Origin of the sequence: Paracoccus halophilus (assembly GCF_000763905.1) — a bacterium.
Taxonomy (GTDB): Bacteria; Pseudomonadota; Alphaproteobacteria; order Rhodobacterales; family Rhodobacteraceae; genus Paracoccus; species Paracoccus halophilus.
Genome location: NZ_JRKN01000004.1, coordinates 126,997 through 148,874 on the forward strand (window position 1 = coordinate 126,997; position 21,878 = coordinate 148,874).

The following is a 21,878-nucleotide window of genomic DNA, read 5'->3' on the forward strand; positions in this document are numbered from 1 at the left end:
GTCAGGTGCCGCGCGTCAGCGCGGCGACGCCGGTGCGGGCCTGATCCGCCAGGCCGAGGGGCCGCATGAGATCGGCGAAAGCGTCCAGTTTTTCGGGCGAGCCGGTGATCTCGAAGACAAAGCTTTCCAGGGTCGAATCGACCACGCTGGCACGAAATATTTCCGCGATGCGCAGCGCTTCGACCCGCTTCTCGTTCTTGCCCGAGACCTTGAACAGCCCCAGTTCGCGCTCGACGCTGGGGCCTTCGACGGTGAGGTCGTGGACCTCGTGCACGGGCACGATGCGGCCGAGCTGCGCCTTGATCTGTTCGATCACTGCGGGGGTTCCGCGGGTGACGATGGTGATTCGCGAGCGGTGGCCCAGATGATCCACCTCGGCTACGGTCAGGCTGTCGATGTTGTAGCCACGGCCGGAAAACAGGCCGATGACGCGCGCCAGGACGCCGGCCTCGTTATCGACCAGCACGGCAAGCGTATGGCTTTCGATGATTTCCGCATTGGGGTCGCGCAGATCATAGGCCGAGTGGCTGGATGCGCCTTTCTGGATGTTCAAAGCTGCCATGTTCGTCTCGTTTGCTAATGTTTCAGACCAGGGCCCCGCCGGCGCCGGTAATGGCGCCATCGGTCGAGGCCTCGCCCAGCAGCATTTCGTTATGCGGCTTGCCCGAGGGGATCATCGGGAAGCAGTTCTCATGCCTCTCGACCAGCACGTCCAGAATGAACGGGCCGTCATATTCGATCATCTCGCGGATCGCGTCGTCCAGTTCCGCCGGGTCCGAAACGGTGCGCCCCTTGCAGCCGAAAGCCTCGGCCAGCTTGACGAAATCGGGCAGGCTTTCCGACCAGCTTTGGCTATAGCGTTCGCCATGCAGCAGCTGCTGCCATTGCCGCACCATGCCAAGCCGTTCATTATTCAGGATGAATTGCTTGACCGGGGCGCGGAACTGCACGGCGGTGCCCATTTCCTGCATGTTCATCAGCCAGCTTGCCTCGCCGGCGACATTGATCACCAGCGCGTCGGGATGGGCGACCTGCGCCCCGATCGAGGCCGGCAGCCCGTAGCCCATGGTGCCCAGCCCGCCCGAGGTCATCCAGTGGTTCGGATCCTCGAAATGCAGGAATTGCGCGGCCCACATCTGATGCTGGCCGACCTCGGTCGCGATATAGGGATTGCGCCCGGCGGTCAGTTCCTGCAGGCGCTGCAACGCGTATTGCGGCTTGATGACCTGGTCCGAGTTGCGATAGGCTAGACAGTTGCGTGCCTTCCACTGCTCGATCTGGGTCCACCATGCGCGGACGGCCTCGGCATTGGTCTTGCGGCCGCGCGATTTCCAGACCTTCAGCAGATCCTCGAGCACATGGCCGACATCGCCGACGATGGGCAGGTCGACGCGAATGACCTTGTTGATCGAACTGGGGTCGATATCGATCTGCGCCTTGACCGAGCCGGGGCTGAAATCGGCCACGCGGCCGGTGATCCGGTCGTCGAAACGCGCGCCGACCGCGATCATCAGGTCGCAGTCATGCATCGCCATATTCGCTTCATACAGCCCGTGCATGCCCAGCATGCCGATCCAGTTCCTGCCCGAGGCCGGATAGGCGCCCAGCCCCATCAGCGTCGAGGTGACCGGAAAACCCGCCGCATCGGCCAGTTCGCGCAACAGCTGGCTGGCACCGGTTCCCGAGTTGATGACGCCGCCGCCGGTATAGAGGATCGGCCTCCGCGCGGTTTCCATCAGTTCGACGAGCCGCGTGATGGTGGCCAGATCGCCCTTTTTCACCGGCTGGTAGCTGGGCGTCTCGATCTGTTTCGGGCCGACATATTCGCCGGTCGCGAACTGCACATCCTTGGGAATGTCGATCAGCACCGGCCCCGGGCGGCCCGAGGTGGCGATATGAAACGCCTTGTGGATTGTCGCCGCCAGTTCGTCGGTTTCCTTGACCAGCCAGTTATGCTTGGTGCAGGGGCGGGTGATGCCGACGGTATCGGCCTCCTGAAAACCATCGGTGCCGATCAGGAAGGTCGGGACCTGGCCGGTCAGCACGACCAGCGGGATCGAATCCATCAGCGCATCGGTCAGCCCGGTCACGGCATTGGTCGCGCCCGGCCCCGAGGTCACCAGAACCACCCCCGGCTTGCCGGTCGAGCGGGCATAGCCCTCGGCCATGTGGACGGCGCCCTGTTCGTGGCGCACAAGGATGTGCTTGATGTCGTTTTGCTGAAAGATCTCGTCATAGATGGGTAGTACCGCCCCGCCCGGATAGCCGAATACCGTATCGACGCCCTGATCGCGCAGAGCTTCGATAACCATCCTCGCACCCGTCATTTCTCGGGACATGCCCATTCTCCATCTGTGAACCTCGGCGCAGCTACCGCCGGGGCCATGCTGCGCCGCAGGAAACTATGGGCTGGGCGGGGCGGGGTCAATGGCGATTATCCAACAAAATGACCCGCAAAGGCCATTTTGAGACATATTATTTCAATATCGCCTGGCTTCGGGTAATTATTTATGGCTGTGCGGCAGGGTGATCCGCGCGACCTGTTCGACGATCGGGTCAATGGACAGCGGATGAATGTCCGAACTGTGCTGGGCCGGATCGCCGATCGGCTGCCAGACGCCGCCCTTGTAAATCTCCAGCGCCGAAAACCGCGCCTTGTAATCCATCTTGCGGCTGCCCGGCACCCAGTAGCCAAGATAGACGAAGGGCATGCCGGCGCTGCGCGCCAGTTCGACATGGTCGAGGATGACATAAGTGCCCAGGCTCGAACTGTCGAAAGCCGGATCGTAGAAACTGTAGACGAGGCTCAGCCCGTCATCCAGCACATCGGTCAGGCAGACCGCGACCAGCTCGTCATGGTCCTGCGGGGTCGGCTCGGCCTGCGGGTGGCCCTGCGCGGTCCGGTATTCGATGACACGGGTGCGGACCGGGGTTTCCTCGACCATGGCCGCGAATTCGAAGATGTCCATATCCGCCATGCCGCCATCGGCATGGCGTTCGTCCAGATAGCTGCGGAACAACTCGTATTGCTCTTCGGTCGCCCAGGCGCTGGTCGCCAGCCGCCGCAGATGCCGGTTCTTGCGCGCGATGCGCCGTTGCGTGCGCGACGGCTTGAATTCCGACACCCGGATGCGGGCCGACATGCAGGCCACGCAGCTTTCGCAGCTGGGTCGGTAAAGAACGTTCTGCGAGCGCCGGAACCCCTGCCGCGACAGCGTGTTGTTCAGCTCATTGGCCGATTCCCCGGTCAATGCGGTGAACAGCTTGCGCTCTGCCCGGCCATGCAGATAGGGGCAGGGCTGCGGGGCGGTCACATAGAATTGCGGCGCATGCGGCAGGCTATGACGCATCGGCAGCCCTCGGGAGGGACGGGCGCGGCACATGCCGGGGAATGTGCACGGGGGGCGTTCTGGTCAATGCGCGCATGGGTCGGGGGTCGCGGTTACAGTCTCGCTTCATTCTTTGGCGAAGCCTAGCAACAGAATATCCGCTCGCCAAGCTTGGAAACTGCAAGAATTGTCGCAGATCCCGCGAGGGTCGTGATCGGTCCGCATTGACCTTGGGCGCGCCGCCATTAGGCTGCGGCTATGGAATTCGCCGCCCGCATCACCCGTCTGCCCATTCCCGTGGATGCCGATCGCGGGCAGGCCGCGCTGCTGGCCACGGGCATTTCCGAGCCGGCACTGGCCGATCTGATCCGTGGCGCGGCCGGTTGCAGCCCCTACCTCGCCGGCCTGATCGCGCGCGAGGCCGAGTGGCTGCCCGAGGCGCTGGCGCATGAGGATCTGGTCGCGCGCGAGATCGCGGGCTTCGAGACGCTTTCGGCCGATCAGCTTGGCCCCGCCCTGCGCCGCGCCAAGCGCCGCGTCGCGCTGTGGACGGCGCTGGCCGATCTGGGCGGGGTCTGGAAACTGGAGCAGGTCACCGGCGCCCTGACCGAACTGGCCGACCGCGCGACCGACCTCGCGTTGCGCGTGCATGTCCAGGCCGAGCGCGCCCGCCGGAAACTGCCCGAAAGCGCGGCCGATGCCGGCGGGATCGTCGCGCTGGCCATGGGCAAGATGGGCGCGGGAGAGCTGAATTACTCCTCGGATATCGACCTGATCGTGCTTTATGACGACAGCGCATATGCCCGCGATGACCAGCACGAAGCCCGCGCGAGTCTGATTCGCGCCACCCGCAAGGCGGCGGCGACGCTGTCGGACAATACCGATCAGGGCTATGTCTTCCGGACCGATCTGCGGCTGCGCCCCGACGCGGCGGTGACCCCGGTCTGCATCTCGGTCTCGGCGGCGCTGGCCTATTACGAGGCCGAGGGCCGCACCTGGGAGCGCGGCGCCTATATCAAGGCGCGGCCCTGTGCCGGCGATATCGCGGCCGGCGAACGCTTTCTGCATGAGCTGCGGCCCTTTGTCTGGCGCCGCCATCTGGATTTCGCCACCATCCAGGACACGCAGGACATGCGCCTGCGCATCCGCGAACACAAGGGCCTGCAGGGCCGGATCGAGGTGCCGGGCCACAATATGAAGCTGGGCCAGGGCGGCATCCGCGAGATCGAGTTCTTCACCCAGACCCGGCAGCTGATTTCGGGCGGGCGCGATCCCGACCTGCGCGTGCGCGGCACGGTCGAGGGGCTGGCCCGGCTGGCGGACAAGGGCTGGGTGGCGGCCGAGGTGGCCCAGGAACTGACCGAGCATTATCGCGAACATCGCGAGATCGAGCACCGCATCCAGATGGTGAACGATGCCCAGACCCATTCCGTGCCGGTCGCCCCGGAAGCCATCGACATCATTGCCCGCATGATGGGGCAGGCGGATACCGCCGCCTGGTCGGCCCGTCTGGCCGGCCGCCTGCAGCGGGTCGAGGCGCTGACCGGCGAATTCTTCACCCCCGCGGATCATGGCAGCCGGCCGCAACTCTCGCCCGAGGCCGAGGGCATGGTCGAGCGCTGGCGCAGCTATCCGGCGCTGCGCACCCAGCGTGCGCGCGCCGTCTTTGCCCGGATCGAGCCGGAATTGCTGAGCCGTCTGACCGCTGCCGATCATGCCGAAGAGGCGCTCGCCCGGTTCGACAGCTTTCTGGCCGGCCTGCCGGCAGGGGTGCAGCTTTTCTCGCTGTTCGAGGCCAATCCCCAACTGATCGACCTGATCGCCGATATCTGCGGCACCGCGCCGCGTCTGGCCAGCTATCTCGCCCATCATCCCGAGGTGCTGGATGCCGTGCTGGGGGGCAGTTTCTTTTCCGAATGGCCGGCGGCGCGGGGGCTGCTGGCCCAGCTTGAAAAGACGCTTGAGGCGGCGCTCTCGGCCGCGAATGGCGGCTATGAAATGGCGCTGGATGCGGCCCGCCGCTGGGCGCATGAATGGCAGTTTCGCACCGGCGTTCACCATCTGCGCGCGCTGATCGGCGCCGAAGAGGCGGGCGGCCAATATGCCGATATCGCCGATGCGGCGGTCGCGGCGCTGTTTCCGGTCGTGGCCGATGAGTTCGCGCGCCGCCACGGCCCGCCTCCGGGGCGGGGCGCGGTCGCCCTGGGCATGGGGTCGCTGGGCGCGCGACAGCTGAATGCCGCGTCGGATCTGGATCTGATCGTGATCTATGATGCTGACGGACAGGACAGTTCGGCCGGCGACAAGCCGCTGGCGACGCGGGCCTATTACGCGCGGCTGACACAGGCGATGATCACCGCCCTGTCGGCGCCGACCTCGGCCGGGCGGCTCTACGAGGTCGATATGCGGCTGCGCCCCTCGGGGCGGCAGGGGCCGGTCGCGATCTCGGTGCAATCATTCCGCGATTATCAGCTGACCGAGGCCTGGACCTGGGAGCACCTGGCCCTGACGCGCGCGCGCGTCGTGGGCGGTTGCGGCGCCGATGCCGGTGCGCTGGCCGCCGAGGTCGAGGCCTTGCGCGCCGAAGTGCTGCAAACCCGCGGCGGCGATGCGCGCATCCTGTCCGATCTGGTGGAAATGCGTGGCCGGATTTTCGCGGCCAAGGCCCCGGATGGCGCCTGGGAGGCCAAGATCGGTCGCGGCCGCCTGCAGGATATCGAATTGCTGGCGCAATCCCTTGCCCTGCGGGCGGGCGTGCCGGCGCGCGCGCCGCTGGCGCAATTGCGTGCCGGCGCCCGAAGCGGGCTGATCGCGGGCGAGCGGGCAGACAGTCTGGCCTCGGCCCGGCGTTTCCTTTGGAACCTGCAATGCGCGGGGCGGTTGCTGACGGAAAAGCCGTTGAACATGGAGAATCTGGGCAAGGGCGGGCAGGCATTCCTGCTGCGCGAAGCGGATGCGGGCACGCTTGATGAACTGGCGCGGAAGCTGGTCGAGACGGTCGAAACGGCAGGCCGGACCATCGACGAGGTGCTGGCGGTGCCGCCCGAGACCCGGTCAGACGTGGCCGCGCCCGATCCGACCGGCGCCGGACAGGCGGCGCGACCGGATCGCAAGCCGCCGGAGCGCGCGCCCGGCTGATCCGCCGCCATGCCGTGCCTTTATCCGACCTTGCCCAGAACGGGGATCAGCGTCGGCATGTCGTCCGCCTGCCGATCCTTGGCGTTCCGCCCGGTATCCGTGGCGCTGCCCATGGGGATGAACCGGACGCTGCCCGCGCTTCCATCCGGGGCATCAGCCGAAGCGGCGGACTGATCGTCCGGTCCCGCGTCAAAGATGCCGTGCTGGGTCTTGTCCCAGTAGAACGGCCGGGCCACGACTTCATAGATCGCCTTCCAGGCGGCCAGGCAGCCCAGCGGAAAATAAAGATGCAGCGTCGGCACCCAGGGCAGCAGATGGCGATGCGCCCGCCCGCGCACGGCCCAGAGCCCGATGGCGATGCTGAGCAGTTCCGAGAGCAGAAAGACGCCGAACAGGATCGCGATCGCATTGCCGCCCAGCCGGTCGGAGAGCGTCTCGCGTATCGGGTGCGGCAGTCCGAGACTGAGCAGCCAGAAGCTCCACAGCACCGGGGCCAGCAGATATTGCGAGACCGAGGCGAACAGCTGCACCTGCAGCGCGATAAACCGCCTGGCGCCCAGATCGCGCCACAGCGCCACGGGGTCGCGCATATGCACCCCCCAGGTCATGGCAAATCCCTTGAGCCAGCGCGAGCGTTGCTTGATCCAGGGGATCAGCCGGCAATTCGCCTCTTCGTGGGTGACGGTGTCGAGCATCTCGGTCCGGTAGCCGCGCCGGGTCAGGCGCACGCCCAGATCGGCATCCTCAGTCACGTTCCAGGCGTCCCAGGCGCCGACCTGTTCCAGCAGGTCGCGGCGAAAGAACAGGGTCGTGCCGCCCAGTGGCACGACCAGGCCCAGCTCTGCCGCCCCGGCCAGCGTGGCGCGAAACCATGACGCATATTCGATGGTAAAAGCGCGCGCCAGCCAGTTGGTCCGGGGGTTGTAATAGTCCAGTACGCCCTGAAGACAGGCGACATCCGGCGCGGCGAAGTGAAAGCCGCGCGCGACCTTGTGCAGTTGATCCGGCTCGGGCCGGTCCTCGGCATCCCAGATGCCGATGATCGTGCCGCGACAGAAGTTCAGCGCATAGTTCAGCGCCCGCGGCTTGGTCTGGATCGGGCCATCGGGAACCCTGATCACGCGGATCCAGCGCGGCAGGGCGGCCGCTTCCAGCGCCTGGCAGGTCACCCGGTCGGTTTCCTCGACCACCAGCAGGATATCCATCAGTTCGCGCGGATATTCCAGACGCGACAGCCTGCCGATCAGCTTGTCGGCGATATCCGCCTCGGCAAAGAGCGGCACCATGACCGAGATCACCGGCAGGGGGGCGTCCATCTCGGGTGGTGCGGTTTCGCCGCGCGCTATGGCCTGATCCTTGCGATCCTGCCGGGCCTGCCGGCGCAGGATCGCGGCGAATGAGAACAGCTTGAGCCCCGTCGATGCGATCAGCGCCAGCACCGCCCAGATCGTCAGCAGCGATATCACCGCGATCGGCTTGAACAGCAGCCCCAGCAGGGTGACCATCATCAGCGTGACGGCAATGCGGCCGGTACGCCTTTCGTTGCGGGTCCGGCAGCTTTCCGGGCCCGGCACGCGCATCTCCGCCTGCCGGATCAGCGTGGTCCGGCGCAGTGCGAGAATCGCGTCGCGGGCGGCGGTTTCCGAGCACAGAAGCATCCGCACGGGGCCGAATTCCGCCGGCAGGCGGCGGCGCAGCGCCTCGAACTCCTCGGGCCGGGCCGAGGCGATGAAGGTGACGCGGCCGACGCGCCGCCAAGGCACGACGCCCTCTGACAGGCACAGATTCGCGCCCAGCTGATCGACCAGGCGCGGGTCGGGGGGCATGCTGGCCAGATCGACGATGCTGCTGCGCCATTGCCGCGACAGGGCGCGGGTCAGCGCGTCCTCCTGCACCCAGCCCTTGGCCAGCAGGATCTCTCCCAGGCGCACGGATTGGCGCCGTCGCATGACCAGCGCCCGGAGCAGGTTTTGCGGATCGACCGTCCCGTCTTCGATCAGGATCTGGCCCAGCGGACGGATATCGCGCGCCGCGACCAGGCTGGAGGCGGCGTCACCCGCCGGTGCCGGTGGCGGGTTCACCCCCGCCGCTTCCGCGCAGGGGGCGGGGCGGGGCGGAAAGGAACGGATGAGGGCGGTGCCAGCCATGCGCGTTTCCAGTTCGGGGTCATCGGCCCCTTCTCTGGCACGGGCAGGGTTAACAACCGGTTAAGCGCGTCACCGGTCGGTGCCTGACGTTGCGTCAGGCGCGACGGCTGCGCATATCCTCGACGAAACGTCCGAACAGATGGGCGCTGTCCTGCGGGCCGGGGCTGGCCTCGGGGTGGTACTGCACCGAAAAGACCGGCTTGCCGGTCACGCGCAGCCCGCAATTGCTGCCATCGAACAGGCTGACATGGGTCTCGACCACGTTTTCCGGCAGGGTCTGCGCATCGACCGCAAAGCCGTGATTCATCGAGGTGATCTCGACCTTGCCGGTCTCGCGGTCGCGGACCGGGTGATTGGCGCCGTGATGGCCGTGGCCCATCTTGACGGTCTTTGCGCCAAGCGCCAGCGCCAGCATCTGGTGGCCAAGGCAGATGCCGAAGACCGGCAGGTCGCGGGCCAGCAGTTCCCGGATCATCGGCACGGCATATTCGCCGGTCGCGGCGGGATCGCCGGGGCCGTTCGACAGGAACACCCCTTCGGGTTCATGGGCCAGAATTTCCTCGGCGGTGGCGGTGGCCGGCAGGACGGTGATCTTGGCGCCGCTTTGTGCCAGCGAGCGCAGGATATTGCGTTTCGCGCCGTAATCGACCGCGACCACGTGAAAGGGCCGGGTCCGGTCGGGCGTTGCGAATTCCCCGGGCCAGGACCATGCGCCCTCGTCCCAGTGATAGCTCTGGCGGCAGCTCACCTCGCGCGCGAGGTCCAGCCCGACCAGCCCCGGCCAGTCGCGCGCGCGCGCGACCAGCGCGGCGATGTCGAACTGGCCTTGCGGGTCATGCGACAGCACCACATGCGGCGCGCCCTGCTGGCGGATCGCGCGGGTCAACCGGCGGGTATCGACGCCGCCGATGCCGATGCGGCCGTACTTTTCCATCCATGCGGCCAGATCCTCCGTCGCGCGCCAGTTCGAGGGCTCGGTCGGGTCCCATTTGACCACGATGCCGCTGGCGACGGGCTGGGCGGACTCGTCATCCTGCGCGGTGGTGCCGGTATTGCCGATATGGGGAAAGGTGAAGGTGACGACCTGGCTGGCATAGGACGGGTCGGTCATGATCTCCTGATAGCCGGTCATGGCGGTGTTGAAGACCAGTTCGGCCACGACCTCGCCGGTGGCGCCGAAGCCCCGACCATAGAACACTGTGCCATCGGCAAGCACAAGACATGCGGTCGGTTTCTGGGCCATCGTCGACTCTCCGGGTAAATCGCCGGGAACCTAGGTAAAGCGGGCCCGGGCGTCAAGGCGCAAGGGCGGCTGATCGGAACTTTCGCCATGCCCAGGGGTTGACGCCAAGGCTTGACGACGGGGGCAATGGCGGGCAACACCCCGGTTCGACTATTCAGCGAGGATCAGATGGGACTGCGTGAACGCATTCTGGCCGACACCAAGGACGCGATGAAGGCCCGGGAGACGTCGCGGCTGTCGACGCTGCGGCTGATCTCGGCCGCGATCAAGGATCGCGAGATCGCCGCCCGGACCGAGGGCGGCGAGGTCGGCGGGCTGACCGAGGCGGACCTGACCGCGCTGCTGTCCAGAATGGTCAAGCAGCGTCAGGAATCCGCCCGTGCCTATGAAGAGGGCGGGCGGCTGGAACTGGCCGAGCGCGAGCAGGACGAGATCAAGGTGATCCAGTCCTATCTGCCGCGCCAGCTTGACGATCAGGAAACCCGCGCCGCCATCGATCAGGTGATCGCGGATCTGGGGGCCTCGACGATCCGCGACATGGGCCGGGTCATGGCCGAGCTGCGCGCGCGCCATGCCGGGCAGATGGATTTCGGCGCGGTCGGCCCGGTGGTCAAGGAACGGCTGATGGGCTGACGCCCGGCTGGCCGCCCGGGCGCGTCTGCGCGGATCCGGGTGGCGGGGCGGGATGCGCGGCGGCGAAAGGGGGCGGCATGTATCTGGGACTTGATCTGGGAACCTCGGGCATCAAGGCGATGCTGGTGGACGGGGATTTCGCGACCCTCGGCATTGCCCATGCCGGGCTGAGCGTCAGCCGGCCGCATCCCGGCTGGTCCGAACAGGCCCCCGCCGACTGGATCGCCGCCTGCGGGCGCGCGATCGGCGAACTGCTCCGGCAACATCCCGAGGCGATGGCGCGATTGCGCGCCATCGGGCTTTCGGGGCAGATGCACGGGGCGGTGCTGCTGGACGCTTCGGACCGGGTGCTGCGGCCCTGCATCCTGTGGAATGACGGCCGTTCGGGGCAGGAATGCGCGGAGCTGACCGGGCGCGCCGATTTCCACGGCATCGCGGGCAATTTGGTCATGGCCGGCTTTACCGCGCCCAAGCTGCTTTGGGTCGCCCGCCATGAGCCGGAGATATTCGAACAGACCGCGCGCGTGCTGTTGCCCAAGGATTACCTGCGGCTGTGGCTGACCGGCGAGCATGTCTCCGAGATGTCGGATGCGGCGGGGACATTATGGCTGGACGTGGCGCGGCGCGACTGGTCGGACGAGCTTCTGGCCGCCACCGGGCTCAGCCGCGATCACATGCCGGCGCTGGTCGAGGGCAGCGCCATCTCGGGCCGGTTGCGCGCCGGGCTGGCCGAGGAATGGGGGGTGCCCCAGGTGCCGGTCGCGGGCGGCGGCGGGGACAATGCGGCCACCGCCTGCGGCATGGGCGTGATGGCGCCCGGCACGGGGTTTCTGTCGCTGGGCACCTCGGGCGTGCTGTTCGCGGCGACCGACAGCTACGCGCCGAATACCGACGATGCGGTGCATACCTTCTGCCATGCGGTGCCGCAGCGCTGGCATCAAATGGGGGTGATGCTGTCGGCCGCCGACAGCATGACATGGCTTTCAGAGATCGCCGGCCGGCCGGCGCCGGAACTGGCCGCGCTGGTCCCCGACGGGGTTGCGGCGCCGTCGCCGGTAACCTTCCTGCCCTATCTTTCCGGCGAGCGGACGCCGCTGAACGATCCGGATGCGACCGGCGCCCTTTTGGGGCTGCGCCGTGCCTCGGGCCTGTCCGATCTGGCGCAGGCGGTGATGGAGGGCGTCGCCATGGGCTTTGCCGATTGCGTCCAGGCCCTGCGCCGCGCCGGCACGCCGATCGAGGCAGCCTATGCGGTCGGCGGCGGCGCGCGCTCGCATGCCTGGTTGCGGATCATCGCCTCGGCCACCGGGCTGGTGCTGCTGGAGCCCGAGGATGGCGATTTCGGCGCCGCCTTCGGCGCGGCCCGGCTGGGCGCGGCCTGCGTGACGGGCGATGTCTCGGGGCGGATATTCTCGAGCCCCGCCCTGCGTGCCGAGATCCCGCCCGATGCCGCGCTGGCCGGGGCCTATGCAGAAAAACATGCGCTGCATCGCGCCGCCTATCCCCGCCTGCGCGGATTGCAGGCACCGGGCGGCTGACCGGCGCCCGGCCATGCGGGGCGGCGGTAGGATCGACCGTCAGCCGCGCCTTGCGTCTCCGGATCCCGCCCACCGTTTCGGACGGCTGGTCGGTGGTGGGATCAGTCCTTTTCGCCTACGGATTTCCAGATCAGAGCGCCGATCACCGCGCCCAGGATCGGCGCGACCCAGAACAGCCAAAGCTGGCCGATGGCCCAGCCGCCGGCGAACAGCGCCTGGCTGGTCGAACGCGCCGGGTTGACCGAGGTGTTCGTCACCGGGATCGAGATCAGATGGATCAGCGTCAGCGCCAGACCGATGGCGATGGGGGCGAATCCCTTGGGCGCCCGGTCGTGGATCGAGCCCAGGATGATGATCAGGAAGAACGCCGTCAGCAGCGTCTCGATCAGGAAGGCCGAGAGCATGGAATAGCCGCCCGGTGAATGTTCGCCGTAGCCATTGGCGGCGAAGCCCCCAAGATCGACCCCCGCCTTGCCCGAGGCGATGACATAGAGCGATACCGCCGCAAGGATCGCCCCGGCCAGCTGCGCGACGATATAGGGCACCAGCGCGGCGGATTCGGATTTACCCGCGAAGGTCAGGCCGACCGTGACCGCGGGGTTGAAATGCCCGCCCGAGATGCCGCCCACCGCATAGGCCATGGTCAGCACGGTCAGGCCAAAGGCCAGCGCGACGCCGTAAAAGCCGATGCCGAGTTCGGGAAAGGCCGCTGCCAGCACCGCGCTGCCGCAGCCGCCGAAAACAAGCCAGAACGTGCCGAGAGCCTCGGCCGCAAGCCGTTTCTGCATGGTAACCAACTCCTCGTATACAGACCACATCACAAAGCCTGACGAACCGGACTGCAGGGCGGAAGCGGTTTTCCCGACCGACGCGCAGGCTCCATGCCCGGCAATTCGGCGCTATTTGACCTGTGCCGTCAAGTTGGTGGTTCTGCCTATGGAGGGCCGCGACCCGGCAGGGGCATTGACCGCAAGCAGGCGCGCGGTCAAGCTTGGCCCTGTGGCGCCTGCGCCCGAATGCACGGCCAGCGGAAAGCAAGCAGATGGTGGGTTCAGATGGACAAGGATGACTTCCCCACGGGGCATGCCGCGATCCGCACGACGGCGATGCCCGCCGATACCAACCCGGCGGGCGATATCTTCGGCGGCTGGCTGATGGCGCAGATGGACCTGGCCGCCGGCAATGTGGCCGCCCGGCGGGCACGCGGGCGCACGGCGACCGTTGCGGTGGATTCATTCACCTTTCATCAGCCGGTCAAGGTCGGGGACGAGGTTTCGGTCTTTGCCAATATCATCCGCGAGGGGCGCAGTTCCCTGCATCTGCATGTCGAGGCATGGCGCCGCTCGCGCGAGGCCGAAGACCGCCACAAGGTCACCGAGGCGACCTTTGTCTTTGTCGCGCTGGACGAACATGGCCGCCCGCGGCCGCTGCCGGATGATCGCTGAACAGGCACGCGGCCCGGCGGATCGCGCGACCGAACGGCAGGGCCGGATTGCCTGCGGGTCATCGCCGGCATGATCGAACAAGCAGGTTGCAATCTGTCGCGGCGCCCGAATAGTCTGAACCTGCGGAACAAAGAACCATAGAATACAGGGAGCCCGCATCGTGACATCGCAATCCGGCAACGACGCTTTCGTTGTCTTTGATCACGTACAGAAAAGCTATGACGGACAGGTGCTTGTCGTCAAAGACCTGAACCTCTCGATCGGCAAGGGCGAATTCCTGACCATGCTCGGCCCCTCGGGTTCGGGCAAGACGACCTGCCTGATGATGCTGGCCGGGTTCGAGACCGCGACGCATGGCGAGATCCTGCTCGACGGGCAGAACATCAACGATGTGCCGCCGCACCGGCGCGGCATCGGCATGGTGTTCCAGAACTATGCCCTGTTCCCGCATATGACCGTGGGCGAGAACCTGTCCTTTCCGCTGGAAGTGCGCGGCATGTCCAAGTCCGAGCGGCAGGAGCGCATCGCCCGCGCGCTGGACATGGTGCAGATGGGCCAGTTCGCCAGCCGCCGCCCGGCGCAGCTTTCCGGCGGCCAGCAGCAGCGGATCGCGCTGGCGCGGGCGCTGGTCTTCGACCCCAAGCTGGTCTTGATGGACGAGCCGCTGGGGGCGCTGGACAAGCAGTTGCGCGAACACATGCAGTTCGAGATCAAGGCGCTGCATGACCGGCTGGGCATCACCGTGGTCTATGTCACCCATGACCAGGGCGAGGCGCTGACCATGTCCGACCGCATCGCCGTCTTCAACGATGGCCGCATCCAGCAGCTGGCCGCGCCGCCGGTCCTGTACGAGCAGCCGGAAAACAGTTTCGTCGCCGGTTTCATAGGTGAAAACAACGCCCTGCGGGGTGTCATCGAAAAGCTGGACGGGGACAAGGCGCTGGTCCGGCTTGGCAATGGCGAGCTGATCGACGCCACCGCCGTCAATATCCGCGAGAGCGGGCAGGCGACCACCGTTTCGATCCGGCCCGAACGGGTCGAGTTCAAGCCCGAACTGATGCCCGCCGACGCCCATACTGTCGAGGCGCAGGTGCGGGACGTGATCTATATGGGCGACATCCTGCGGGCGCGGCTGCACGTGGCCGGGCAGGAGGATTTCGTGATGAAATACCGCAATACTCTGGGCCAGGTGAAACTGTCGCCCAACGAAACCATCCGGATCGGCTGGCATCCCGAGGATGCCCGCGCGCTGGATCCCGTCTGACCCGCATCGAAAAGGAGTTACGATGAAGCGCTTCCTCATTCTGACCTCGGCCCTGGTCGCCGTGGCGGCCACCGCCCAGGCGCAGGACCGGCAGGTCGATCTGCTGTCCTGGGGCGGGGCCTATGGCAAGAGCCATGTCGAGGCCTATGCCAAGCCCTTCGAGGCCGAGACCGGCATCAAGGTCACGGTTTCGGATGCCGACAACCCCGCCACGCCGGTCAAGGCGCAGGTCGAGGCCGGCAATGTCACCGTCGATGTCGCCTCGGTCGAATATGCCGATGCGGTGCGGCTTTGCGACGAGGGGCTGCTTGAGGAAATCGACCCCGCGATCCTGCTGCCCGCCGAAGACGGCACCGCCGCCACCGATGATTTCATTGCCGGCGCGGTGACCGAATGTTTCGTGGGCACGGATGTCTATTCCATGGTGCTGGCCTATGACGACAGCAAATTCGCTGACGCCAAGCCCGCCGGCCCGGCCGATTTCTTCGACACGGCGAAATTCCCGGGCAAGCGCACCATGCGCAAGGGCGCCAAGTTCAACCTGGAATTCGCTCTGATGGCCGATGGCGTCGCGCCCGATCAGGTCTATGACATGCTGGGCACGCCCGAGGGCGTCGACCGGGCCTTTGCCAAGCTGGAAACCATCAAGGACGACGTGATCTGGTGGGAGGCCGGCGCGCAGCCGCCGCAGCTTCTGGCCGATGGCGAGGTCAGCATGGCCTTTGCCTTCAACGGCCGGATCTTCAACGCCGCCCAGGGCGAGGGCAAGCCGTTCAAGATCGTCTGGGACGGCCAGATCTATGAGATGGAAGGTTGGGTCATTCCCAAGGGCGCCCCGCATCTGGACGAGGCCAAGGAATTCGTCGCCTTCTCGACCGCACCAAAACAGCAGGCTCGCGCCGCCGAATTCATCAGCTACGGCCCGCCGCGCGTCTCGGCCGCCGCGCTGGTCGGCAATATCGAGGGCACGGATGTGCCGATGGGTCCGAACCTGCCGACATTCGCCGAGAACATGACCCAGGCACTGGGCTCGAACCTGGATTTCTGGGTCGATCACGATGCCGAATTGCAGGAACGGTTCAACGCCTGGCTGGCGGCGAACTGATCTTTCGGCCGCGGCGGCAGCTTCGCCGCGGCCATCACGCGTCCCGGGGCGTGTGAAAAGCCGGCGCAAGTCCGGATATTCAACGGGAGGAGAACATGCAGAAAACGATTGTCCTGACCTCGGCCCTCTGCGGCTTCGGGCTGGCGGCCCAGGCCCAGAACCAGGAGGTCAATGTCGTATCCTGGGGCGGCGCCTATGAGCGCTCGCAGGTCGAGGCCTATAATATTCCCTTTGCCAAGAAGACCGGCATCAAGGTCAACATGCTGGCCGCCGACAACCCCGCCACGCCGCTGAAGGCGCAGGTGGAGGCCGGAAATATCACCGGCGATGTCTTCGATATCGAGGTTTCGGACGCGATCCGCCTGTGCGACGAGGGCGCGCTGGTCGAGATCGACCCCGCCGACCTGCCGCCCGCTCCAGACGGCACGCCCGCGGCCGAGGATTTCATCCCCGGCGCGCTGCGCGAATGCGCGGTGGCCAATATCTTCTGGGGCACGGTCATCGCCTTTGACACGACGAAATTCGGCGACAACCCGCCCGCGACCGCAGCGGATTTCTTTGACCTCGAAAAATTCCCCGGCAAGCGCGGCCTGCCCAGGAACCCCAAGCGGACCCTGTACCTGGCGCTGATCGCCGATGGCGTGGCGGCGGATGCGATCTATGACACGCTGGACACGCCCGAAGGCGTGGACCGGGCATTCGCGAGGCTCGACACGATCAAGAACGATGTCGTCTGGTGGGATGCCGGCGCCCAGCCCGTGCAGCTTCTGGCCGATGGCGAAGTGTCGATGGCCACCGGCTATAACGGCCGCTTCTTCGATGCCATGGTCAGCGAAGGGAAGCCCTTCCAGATCATCTGGGACGGGCAGTACATGGATCTGGACATGTTCGCCATTCCCAAAGGCTCGCCCAATCCCGAGGCGGCGATGGCATATCTGAAATTCGCCACCGACACCCAGCGGCTGGCCGATCAGGCGAGATATATCGCCTATGGCCCGTCGCGGAAAAGCTCGGCCGCGCTGGTCGGCCTGTATCAGGACGGCAAGACCGAGATGGGGCCGCATATGCCGACCAATCCGGAACATATGACCACGGCGGTCATGGATGATCCGGAATGGTGGGCCGACCACGATGCCGAGATGGTCGAGCGTTTCAACGCCTGGCTGGCCAACTGACCTCATGCCGTCCGGGGCAGGGGCTCCGGGCGGCGTCTCTCATGTGACAAAGGACCGACATGGCCCATTCGCTCGACCCGCAAGGCGCTGCCGTGACCGCAAGCGAGATCGCCCCCGAGGGGCCGCTGCGCACGGCGGACGGGCAGCCGCTGGCCCGGGCGCTGGCGCGCAGTCAGGCGCGGGCGCGCCGGCAGGCATTCCTGCTGGTTCTGCCGCTGCTGCTGTTCGTGCTGATCACCTTTGTCGTGCCGATCGGGCAGATGCTGCAACGCTCGGTCAAGAATGACGGGTTCTCCGCGAACATGCCGCAGATCTCGGCCTGGTTCGCCGAGAACCCGCCGGGCACCGAACCCGACGCGGCCGCATGGCAGGCGCTGGCGCTGGACCTGCAGGCCGCGGCCGAGGCGCGCAGCATCGGCGTCGTCGGCACCCGGATCAATTACGACATGCCCGGTACGCGTTCGCTGTTCACCTCGGCCGGGCGACAGGTCAGGCGCGGGATCGAGCCGCCCTACCGCGAAAAGCTGCTGGAGATGGACGAGGACTGGGCCGATCCGCAGCTCTGGTCGGTGATGCGCCAGGCCTCGACCCCCTACACCGCCAATTTCTACCTGGCGGCGATGGATATGACCCGCGACGAGGCGGGCAATATCGTCCGGGTCGAGGAGCAGCAGCGCGTCTATCTGATGCTGTTCATGCGCACGCTGTGGCTGTCGCTGCTGATCACATTCACCACCTTCGTGCTGGGCTTTCCGGTCGCGCATCTGCTGGCGACGCTGCCGATGCGCAAGTCGAACCTGTTGATGATCCTCGTGCTGCTGCCCTTCTGGACCTCGCTTCTGGTCAGGACCACCGCCTGGATGGTGCTGTTGCAGCAGCAGGGCGTGATCAATGACGTCTTCGTCTGGCTGGGCATCATCAATGACAGCCAGCGCCTGCAGATGATCTATAACCAGACCGGCACGATCATCGCGATGACGCATATCCTGCTGCCCTTCATGATCCTGCCGCTTTATTCGGTGATGCGCACGATCAACCCGTCCTATGTCCGCGCGGCGCGCAGCCTTGGCGCGACCAGCTGGACGGCGTTCCGGCGCATCTATTTCCCGCAGACCCTGCCGGGGCTGGGGGCGGGGGCGCTGCTCGTGTTCATCCTGGCGGTCGGCTATTACATCACGCCGGCGCTGGTCGGCGGCTCTTCGGGGCAGCTGATTTCCAACCTGATCGCGATGCATATGACGCGGACGCTGAACTGGTCGATGGCGGCGGCGCTGGCAGCCATGCTGCTGGGCGGCGTGCTGATCCTTTACTGGCTCTATGACCGGCTGGTCGGCATCGACAATCTGAAATTGGGGTGATCGCCATGGCGCTTCCGAAATATGCCTCGACGACCGAGCGGATCTGGCACTACACCTATCTGGTCCTGTGTGGCGCGATCTTCTTTTTCCTGATCGCGCCGATCGTGGTGGTGATTCCGCTCAGCTTCAATGCCGAGCCCTATTTCACCTTTACCGACGAGATGCTGGCCTTTGACCCCGAGGGCTATTCCCTGCGCTGGTATGACAGTCTGCTGACATTCGGCATGGCCAACCCGGACGCGCCGCGCGACGGCAGCTGGTGGGCGGATGCCTGGGCCAATGCGAAATGGATCAAGGCGGCGAAAAGCTCGGTCATCATCGGCGTGTTCTCGACGATCCTCGCGACCTGTCTGGGCACGCTGGCAGCGCTTGGCCTGTCGCGACCCGAGATGCCGTATCGCCGGGCGATCATGGCGGTGCTGATCTCGCCCATGATCGTGCCGATCATCATTACCGCGACGGGGATGTTCTTCTTCTATTCGAACCCCTGCGAATTGCTGACCTGGTTCGGGCTGAGCCCGCAATGCGGCAAGCTGGCGGGGACCTATCTGGGGGTGATCCTTGCCCATGCGACGCTGGGCATCCCCTTCGTCATCATCACGGTGACGGCGACGCTGGTCGGCTTCGACCAGTCGCTGAACAGGGCGGCGGCCAGCCTTGGCGCCAATCCGCGCAGGACGTTTTTCCGCATCACCATGCCGCTGATCCTGCCCGGCGTGATCTCGGGCGCGCTGTTTGCCTTTGTCACCTCGTTCGACGAGGTGGTGGCGGTGCTGTTCATCGCCGGACCCGACCAGCAGACCATCCCGCGCCAGATGTGGAACGGCATTCGCGAACAGATCAGCCCGGCGATCCTGGCCGTGGCGACGCTGCTGGTGATCTTTTCCATCGCGCTTTTGACCACGGTCGAGCTGCTGCGCCGCCGCTCGGAAAAGCTGCGCGGGATCACCCCGCATTAGGCCGCCGCTCAGGGCAGAACGTTCAGCCAGAACCAGACGGTCAATATCGACAGCAGCGTCCCGATCAGCACGGTCGAGGCGGCCACGCGCTTGGCCACCCCGTAGATCGAGGCAAAGAGATAGGCGTTCACCCCCGGCGCCATGCTGGCGGTGACGACCAGAGAACGCATCTGGTCCGTGCTCAGCCCCGACAGGCTGCCAAGCCCGAAGGCGATGGCCGGATGCAGCGCCAGCGACGCGGCGCAGCACAGCGCGATGGCGCGCATCTCGCCTTCGGGGCGATAGCGATAGAGGATGCCGCCAAGCGCGAAAAGCGCGGTCGGCAGGGCCGCGCTCGACAGCATGGTGACCGCCGACCAGAAGCCTTCGGGCATGACCAGCCCGGCCTGGATCAGCAGGTTCATGACCAGCCCGCTGAGGATGCCGATGACCAATGGCGTATGCAGCACCCCCGACAGCGCGCGCAAAGCGACCCGCCCGACGGACAGGTTCCGGCCGCGCGCCCGCGCGAATTCCATCACCGTGATGCCAAAGGTATAAAGCAGCGGCGAATGGATCGCGATGATCGAGAAGTTCCAGACCAGTGCGTCGGGGCCGTAGGCGCGCTCGGTGATCGGCACGCCCAGCAGCAGCGAGTTCGAGAACAGGCAGACAAAGCCGATGGCGATGGCATCCTCAAGCGGGCGCTTCAGCCAGTAGATCGCGGCGGCAAGCCCGGCGCCAAAGGAAATGAACGCCCCGGCATAGAATGACGCCAGCAGGAACGGGTCGAAATTCGCGCCCAGATCCAGATTGGCAATGGCGTTGAACAGCAGGACGGGCACCGCGAAATTCTGCGCGAAACGCATGATGCCATCGACCGCGACCTCGGACAGCATGCCGCGCCAGCAGGTGATATAGCCAAAACCCACGACCAGAAAGACCGGCAGGATGACGTTGAAAAGCGCGCTCATATCAGTTCGATCGTCATGCCGTCATGGGCGGGGACGACATTCGGCGGGGTTTCGGCCATGACCTCCTCGTAATCCAGGTCGATATGCATGTTCGTGATCACACCGTGCGCACATTCGGACCGTGCCATCCATTCCAGCGTCAGCGCCAGATGCGCGTGGCTGGGATGCGGCTCGCGCCGCAGCGCGTCGCAGATGAACACATCGCAGCCGATGATCGAGGGCCAGGAATCCTCGGGGATGCTCAGCACATCGGGCAGGTAGACGAGGCTCTGCTCAAGCCCGCCGATGCGGAACCCGAGTGCGGGCATGCCGCCGTGATCCACCTCGAAAGGGGCCATGTGGATGGGTCCGCCGGCGCCATCCACCTCGAACGGGCCGTCGATCATGTGCATCTGGCAGATCGCCGGATAGCCGGACCCGGGCGGCGCCTCGAAGATATAGCCGAAACGGGTCACCAGCGCCCGGCCGGTGACGGCATCGGCCCAGACCGGCAGCTTGCGCCGAATGTTGAAGACGATCTGTCGCAGATCGTCGATGCCATGGATATGGTCGGCATGGGCGTGGGTATAGGCGACCGCGTCCAACTCCCCGATCCCGGCATCCAGCATCTGCGGCACGAGATCGGGGCCGGTATCGATCAGCACACGGGTCACCCCGTCATGGCCGATCCGCTCGACCAGCAGGGCGCATCGGCGGCGGCGGTTCTTCGGATTGGTCGGGTCGCAATCGCCCCAGCGATTGCCCAGCCTCGGCACCCCGCCCGACGAGCCGCAGCCCAGGATTGTCGCGCGGATCATGCCGCAGCCTTGGCAAACAGCCGCGCGAAATTCGCGGTGGTGAGCGCGGCGAATTCGGCGGCATCCATGCCAAGCGCCCGGGCGCCGGCGCGGGCGGTATCGGCGACATAGGCCGGTTCGTTGCGCCGGCCGCGATGGGGCGGCGGCGCCAGATAGGGGGCGTCGGTTTCCACCAGGATACGGTCGCGGGGGGCGGCGGCGAAGATCTCGCGGATCTCGTGCGAGCGGGGAAAGGCCGCGATCCCCGACATCGACAGGTAAAAGCCCAGATCCAGTGCGGCGCGGGCCAGTGCGGGGCCACTTGTGTAGCAATGCATGACGCAGGAGAACGCGCCCGCGGCATGTTCCCGCGTCAGGATGCGGGCCATGTCCTCATCCGCGTCGCGCGAATGGATGATGAGCGGCAGGCCGGTCTGGCGCGCGGCCTCGATATGGATCAGCAGGCTGTCGGCCTGCGCAGCGGCGCTTTCGGCGGTATAGTGATAGTCGAGACCGGTTTCGCCGATGCCGACGAATTTGGGATGTTCGGCCAGCGCGACCAGGTCCTGCACGGAAACCATCGGCTCTTCGGCGGCATACATCGGATGGGTGCCGGCCGCGTAATAGATTTCGTCATGCTGTTCGGCCAGCTTGCGCACGGCGGTCTCGTTCCTCAGCCGCGTGCAGATCGTGACCATGCGCGTGACGCCCGCCGCACGGGCGCGCGCGATCAGCTCGGCATGCTCGCCGTCGAAATCGGGAAAGTCGAGGTGGCAATGGCTGTCCACCAGTGGCAGAGGGGCAGGTTCGGTCAT

General features: G+C 66.1%; 18 protein-coding genes. 9 read left to right on the plus strand and 9 right to left on the minus strand.

What is annotated here, in order from left to right; genetic code table 11:
* Position 1 precedes the first annotated feature (1 nt).
* The 3 genes from ilvN to IT41_RS04335 all read right to left on the minus strand — a co-directional run bounded on the left by ilvN (position 2) and on the right by IT41_RS04335 (position 3,350).
* Positions 2-562, minus strand: a complete 561-nt coding sequence (ilvN, locus tag IT41_RS04325; RefSeq protein WP_036738966.1) for an acetolactate synthase small subunit — start codon at positions 560-562, stop codon at positions 2-4.
* A 22-nt stretch (positions 563-584) separates the two neighbouring features.
* Positions 585-2,339, minus strand: coding sequence for an acetolactate synthase 3 large subunit (locus tag IT41_RS04330; RefSeq protein WP_036739096.1), 1,755 nt, complete (start codon positions 2,337-2,339; stop codon positions 585-587).
* Positions 2,340-2,504: 165 nt separating this feature from the next.
* A complete protein-coding gene (locus IT41_RS04335) occupies positions 2,505-3,350 on the minus strand; it encodes an arginyltransferase (protein WP_036738968.1) in 846 nt (281 codons plus the stop codon).
* A 237-nt stretch (positions 3,351-3,587) separates the two neighbouring features.
* On the opposite strand from IT41_RS04335, the gene IT41_RS04340 reads away from it, so the two are divergent.
* Positions 3,588-6,467 (plus strand): [protein-PII] uridylyltransferase family protein, encoded by a 2,880-nt coding sequence (locus tag IT41_RS04340; RefSeq protein WP_081967457.1) that lies wholly within the window; start codon positions 3,588-3,590, stop codon positions 6,465-6,467.
* Positions 6,468-6,487: 20 nt separating this feature from the next.
* On the opposite strand, the gene IT41_RS04345 is transcribed toward IT41_RS04340, so the two are convergent.
* Positions 6,488-8,614: a glycosyltransferase gene (locus tag IT41_RS04345; RefSeq protein WP_036738970.1), complete on the minus strand. Its 2,127-nt coding sequence runs from the start codon at positions 8,612-8,614 to the stop codon at positions 6,488-6,490.
* Positions 8,615-8,708: 94 nt separating this feature from the next.
* Positions 8,709-9,857, minus strand: coding sequence for a glutamine-hydrolyzing carbamoyl-phosphate synthase small subunit (gene carA, locus IT41_RS04350; protein ID WP_036738972.1), 1,149 nt, complete (start codon positions 9,855-9,857; stop codon positions 8,709-8,711).
* Between the two features lie 168 nt (positions 9,858-10,025).
* On the opposite strand from carA, the gene IT41_RS04355 reads away from it, so the two are divergent.
* Both IT41_RS04355 and xylB read left to right on the plus strand, forming a co-directional pair.
* A complete protein-coding gene (locus tag IT41_RS04355; RefSeq protein ID WP_036739099.1) occupies positions 10,026-10,490 on the plus strand; it encodes a GatB/YqeY domain-containing protein in 465 nt (154 codons plus the stop codon).
* A 77-nt stretch (positions 10,491-10,567) separates the two neighbouring features.
* On the plus strand, positions 10,568-12,028 hold the full coding sequence (gene xylB / locus IT41_RS04360) for a xylulokinase (RefSeq protein WP_036738973.1): 1,461 nt from the start codon (positions 10,568-10,570) through the stop codon (positions 12,026-12,028).
* Positions 12,029-12,129: 101 nt separating this feature from the next.
* On the opposite strand, the gene aqpZ is transcribed toward xylB, so the two are convergent.
* On the minus strand, positions 12,130-12,816 hold the full coding sequence (aqpZ, locus tag IT41_RS04365) for an aquaporin Z (RefSeq protein ID WP_036738974.1): 687 nt from the start codon (positions 12,814-12,816) through the stop codon (positions 12,130-12,132).
* 267 nt (positions 12,817-13,083) lie between these two features.
* Here aqpZ and IT41_RS04370 point away from each other — a divergent pair, with 267 nt between their 5' ends.
* The 6 genes from IT41_RS04370 (at position 13,084) to IT41_RS04395 (ending at position 19,334) form a co-directional block, all read left to right on the plus strand.
* A complete protein-coding gene (locus IT41_RS04370; RefSeq protein WP_036738975.1) occupies positions 13,084-13,473 on the plus strand; it encodes an acyl-CoA thioesterase in 390 nt (129 codons plus the stop codon).
* Between the two features lie 160 nt (positions 13,474-13,633).
* A complete protein-coding gene (locus IT41_RS04375; protein WP_036738976.1) occupies positions 13,634-14,737 on the plus strand; it encodes an ABC transporter ATP-binding protein in 1,104 nt (367 codons plus the stop codon).
* Positions 14,738-14,759: 22 nt separating this feature from the next.
* Positions 14,760-15,842: an ABC transporter substrate-binding protein gene (locus IT41_RS04380; protein WP_036738977.1), complete on the plus strand. Its 1,083-nt coding sequence runs from the start codon at positions 14,760-14,762 to the stop codon at positions 15,840-15,842.
* A gap of 95 nt (positions 15,843-15,937) precedes the next feature.
* On the plus strand, positions 15,938-17,017 hold the full coding sequence (locus IT41_RS04385) for an ABC transporter substrate-binding protein (RefSeq protein WP_036738978.1): 1,080 nt from the start codon (positions 15,938-15,940) through the stop codon (positions 17,015-17,017).
* Positions 17,018-17,076: 59 nt separating this feature from the next.
* Positions 17,077-18,375 (plus strand): ABC transporter permease, encoded by a 1,299-nt coding sequence (locus IT41_RS04390; protein ID WP_036738979.1) that lies wholly within the window; start codon positions 17,077-17,079, stop codon positions 18,373-18,375.
* A gap of 5 nt (positions 18,376-18,380) precedes the next feature.
* The gene (locus tag IT41_RS04395) at positions 18,381-19,334 is read left to right on the plus strand and encodes an ABC transporter permease (protein ID WP_036739101.1); all 954 of its coding nucleotides are present in this window, start codon (positions 18,381-18,383) and stop codon (positions 19,332-19,334) included.
* 8 nt (positions 19,335-19,342) lie between these two features.
* Here the strand turns inward: IT41_RS04395 and IT41_RS04400 are convergent, their stop codons facing one another.
* From IT41_RS04400 to IT41_RS04410, 3 genes are read right to left on the minus strand one after another with little or no spacing between them, the layout of a single operon-like run.
* The gene (locus IT41_RS04400) at positions 19,343-20,287 is read right to left on the minus strand and encodes an AEC family transporter (protein ID WP_036738981.1); all 945 of its coding nucleotides are present in this window, start codon (positions 20,285-20,287) and stop codon (positions 19,343-19,345) included.
* Positions 20,284-21,084 carry an MBL fold metallo-hydrolase gene (locus tag IT41_RS04405; RefSeq protein ID WP_036738982.1) on the minus strand — a complete coding sequence of 267 codons (801 nt, stop codon included), beginning with the start codon at positions 21,082-21,084 and terminating at the stop codon, positions 20,284-20,286. Before IT41_RS04405 ends, IT41_RS04400 begins: the two co-directional genes overlap by 4 nt.
* Entirely contained in the window at positions 21,081-21,878 is a 798-nt protein-coding gene (locus tag IT41_RS04410; protein WP_036738984.1) for a TatD family hydrolase, read from the minus strand. Before IT41_RS04410 ends, IT41_RS04405 begins: the two co-directional genes overlap by 4 nt.

Bases quoted from the DNA above. Each gene is read 5' to 3' on its own strand.
- ilvN (WP_036738966.1), bottom strand. From the start codon at position 562: ATGGCAGCTTTGAACATCCAGAAAGGCGCATCCAGCCACTCGGCCTAT.
- IT41_RS04330 (WP_036739096.1), bottom strand. From the start codon at position 2,339: ATGTCCCGAGAAATGACGGGTGCGAGGATGGTTATCGAAGCTCTGCGC.
- IT41_RS04335 (WP_036738968.1), bottom strand. From the start codon at position 3,350: ATGCGTCATAGCCTGCCGCATGCGCCGCAATTCTATGTGACCGCCCCG.
- IT41_RS04340 (WP_081967457.1), top strand. From the start codon at position 3,588: ATGGAATTCGCCGCCCGCATCACCCGTCTGCCCATTCCCGTGGATGCC.
- IT41_RS04345 (WP_036738970.1), bottom strand. From the start codon at position 8,614: ATGGCTGGCACCGCCCTCATCCGTTCCTTTCCGCCCCGCCCCGCCCCC.
- carA (WP_036738972.1), bottom strand. From the start codon at position 9,857: ATGGCCCAGAAACCGACCGCATGTCTTGTGCTTGCCGATGGCACAGTG.
- IT41_RS04355 (WP_036739099.1), top strand. From the start codon at position 10,026: ATGGGACTGCGTGAACGCATTCTGGCCGACACCAAGGACGCGATGAAG.
- xylB (WP_036738973.1), top strand. From the start codon at position 10,568: ATGTATCTGGGACTTGATCTGGGAACCTCGGGCATCAAGGCGATGCTG.
- aqpZ (WP_036738974.1), bottom strand. From the start codon at position 12,816: ATGCAGAAACGGCTTGCGGCCGAGGCTCTCGGCACGTTCTGGCTTGTT.
- IT41_RS04370 (WP_036738975.1), top strand. From the start codon at position 13,084: ATGGACAAGGATGACTTCCCCACGGGGCATGCCGCGATCCGCACGACG.
- IT41_RS04380 (WP_036738977.1), top strand. From the start codon at position 14,760: ATGAAGCGCTTCCTCATTCTGACCTCGGCCCTGGTCGCCGTGGCGGCC.
- IT41_RS04385 (WP_036738978.1), top strand. From the start codon at position 15,938: ATGCAGAAAACGATTGTCCTGACCTCGGCCCTCTGCGGCTTCGGGCTG.
- IT41_RS04390 (WP_036738979.1), top strand. From the start codon at position 17,077: ATGGCCCATTCGCTCGACCCGCAAGGCGCTGCCGTGACCGCAAGCGAG.
- IT41_RS04395 (WP_036739101.1), top strand. From the start codon at position 18,381: ATGGCGCTTCCGAAATATGCCTCGACGACCGAGCGGATCTGGCACTAC.
- IT41_RS04400 (WP_036738981.1), bottom strand. From the start codon at position 20,287: ATGAGCGCGCTTTTCAACGTCATCCTGCCGGTCTTTCTGGTCGTGGGT.
- IT41_RS04405 (WP_036738982.1), bottom strand. From the start codon at position 21,084: ATGATCCGCGCGACAATCCTGGGCTGCGGCTCGTCGGGCGGGGTGCCG.
- IT41_RS04410 (WP_036738984.1), bottom strand. From the start codon at position 21,878: ATGACCGAACCTGCCCCTCTGCCACTGGTGGACAGCCATTGCCACCTC.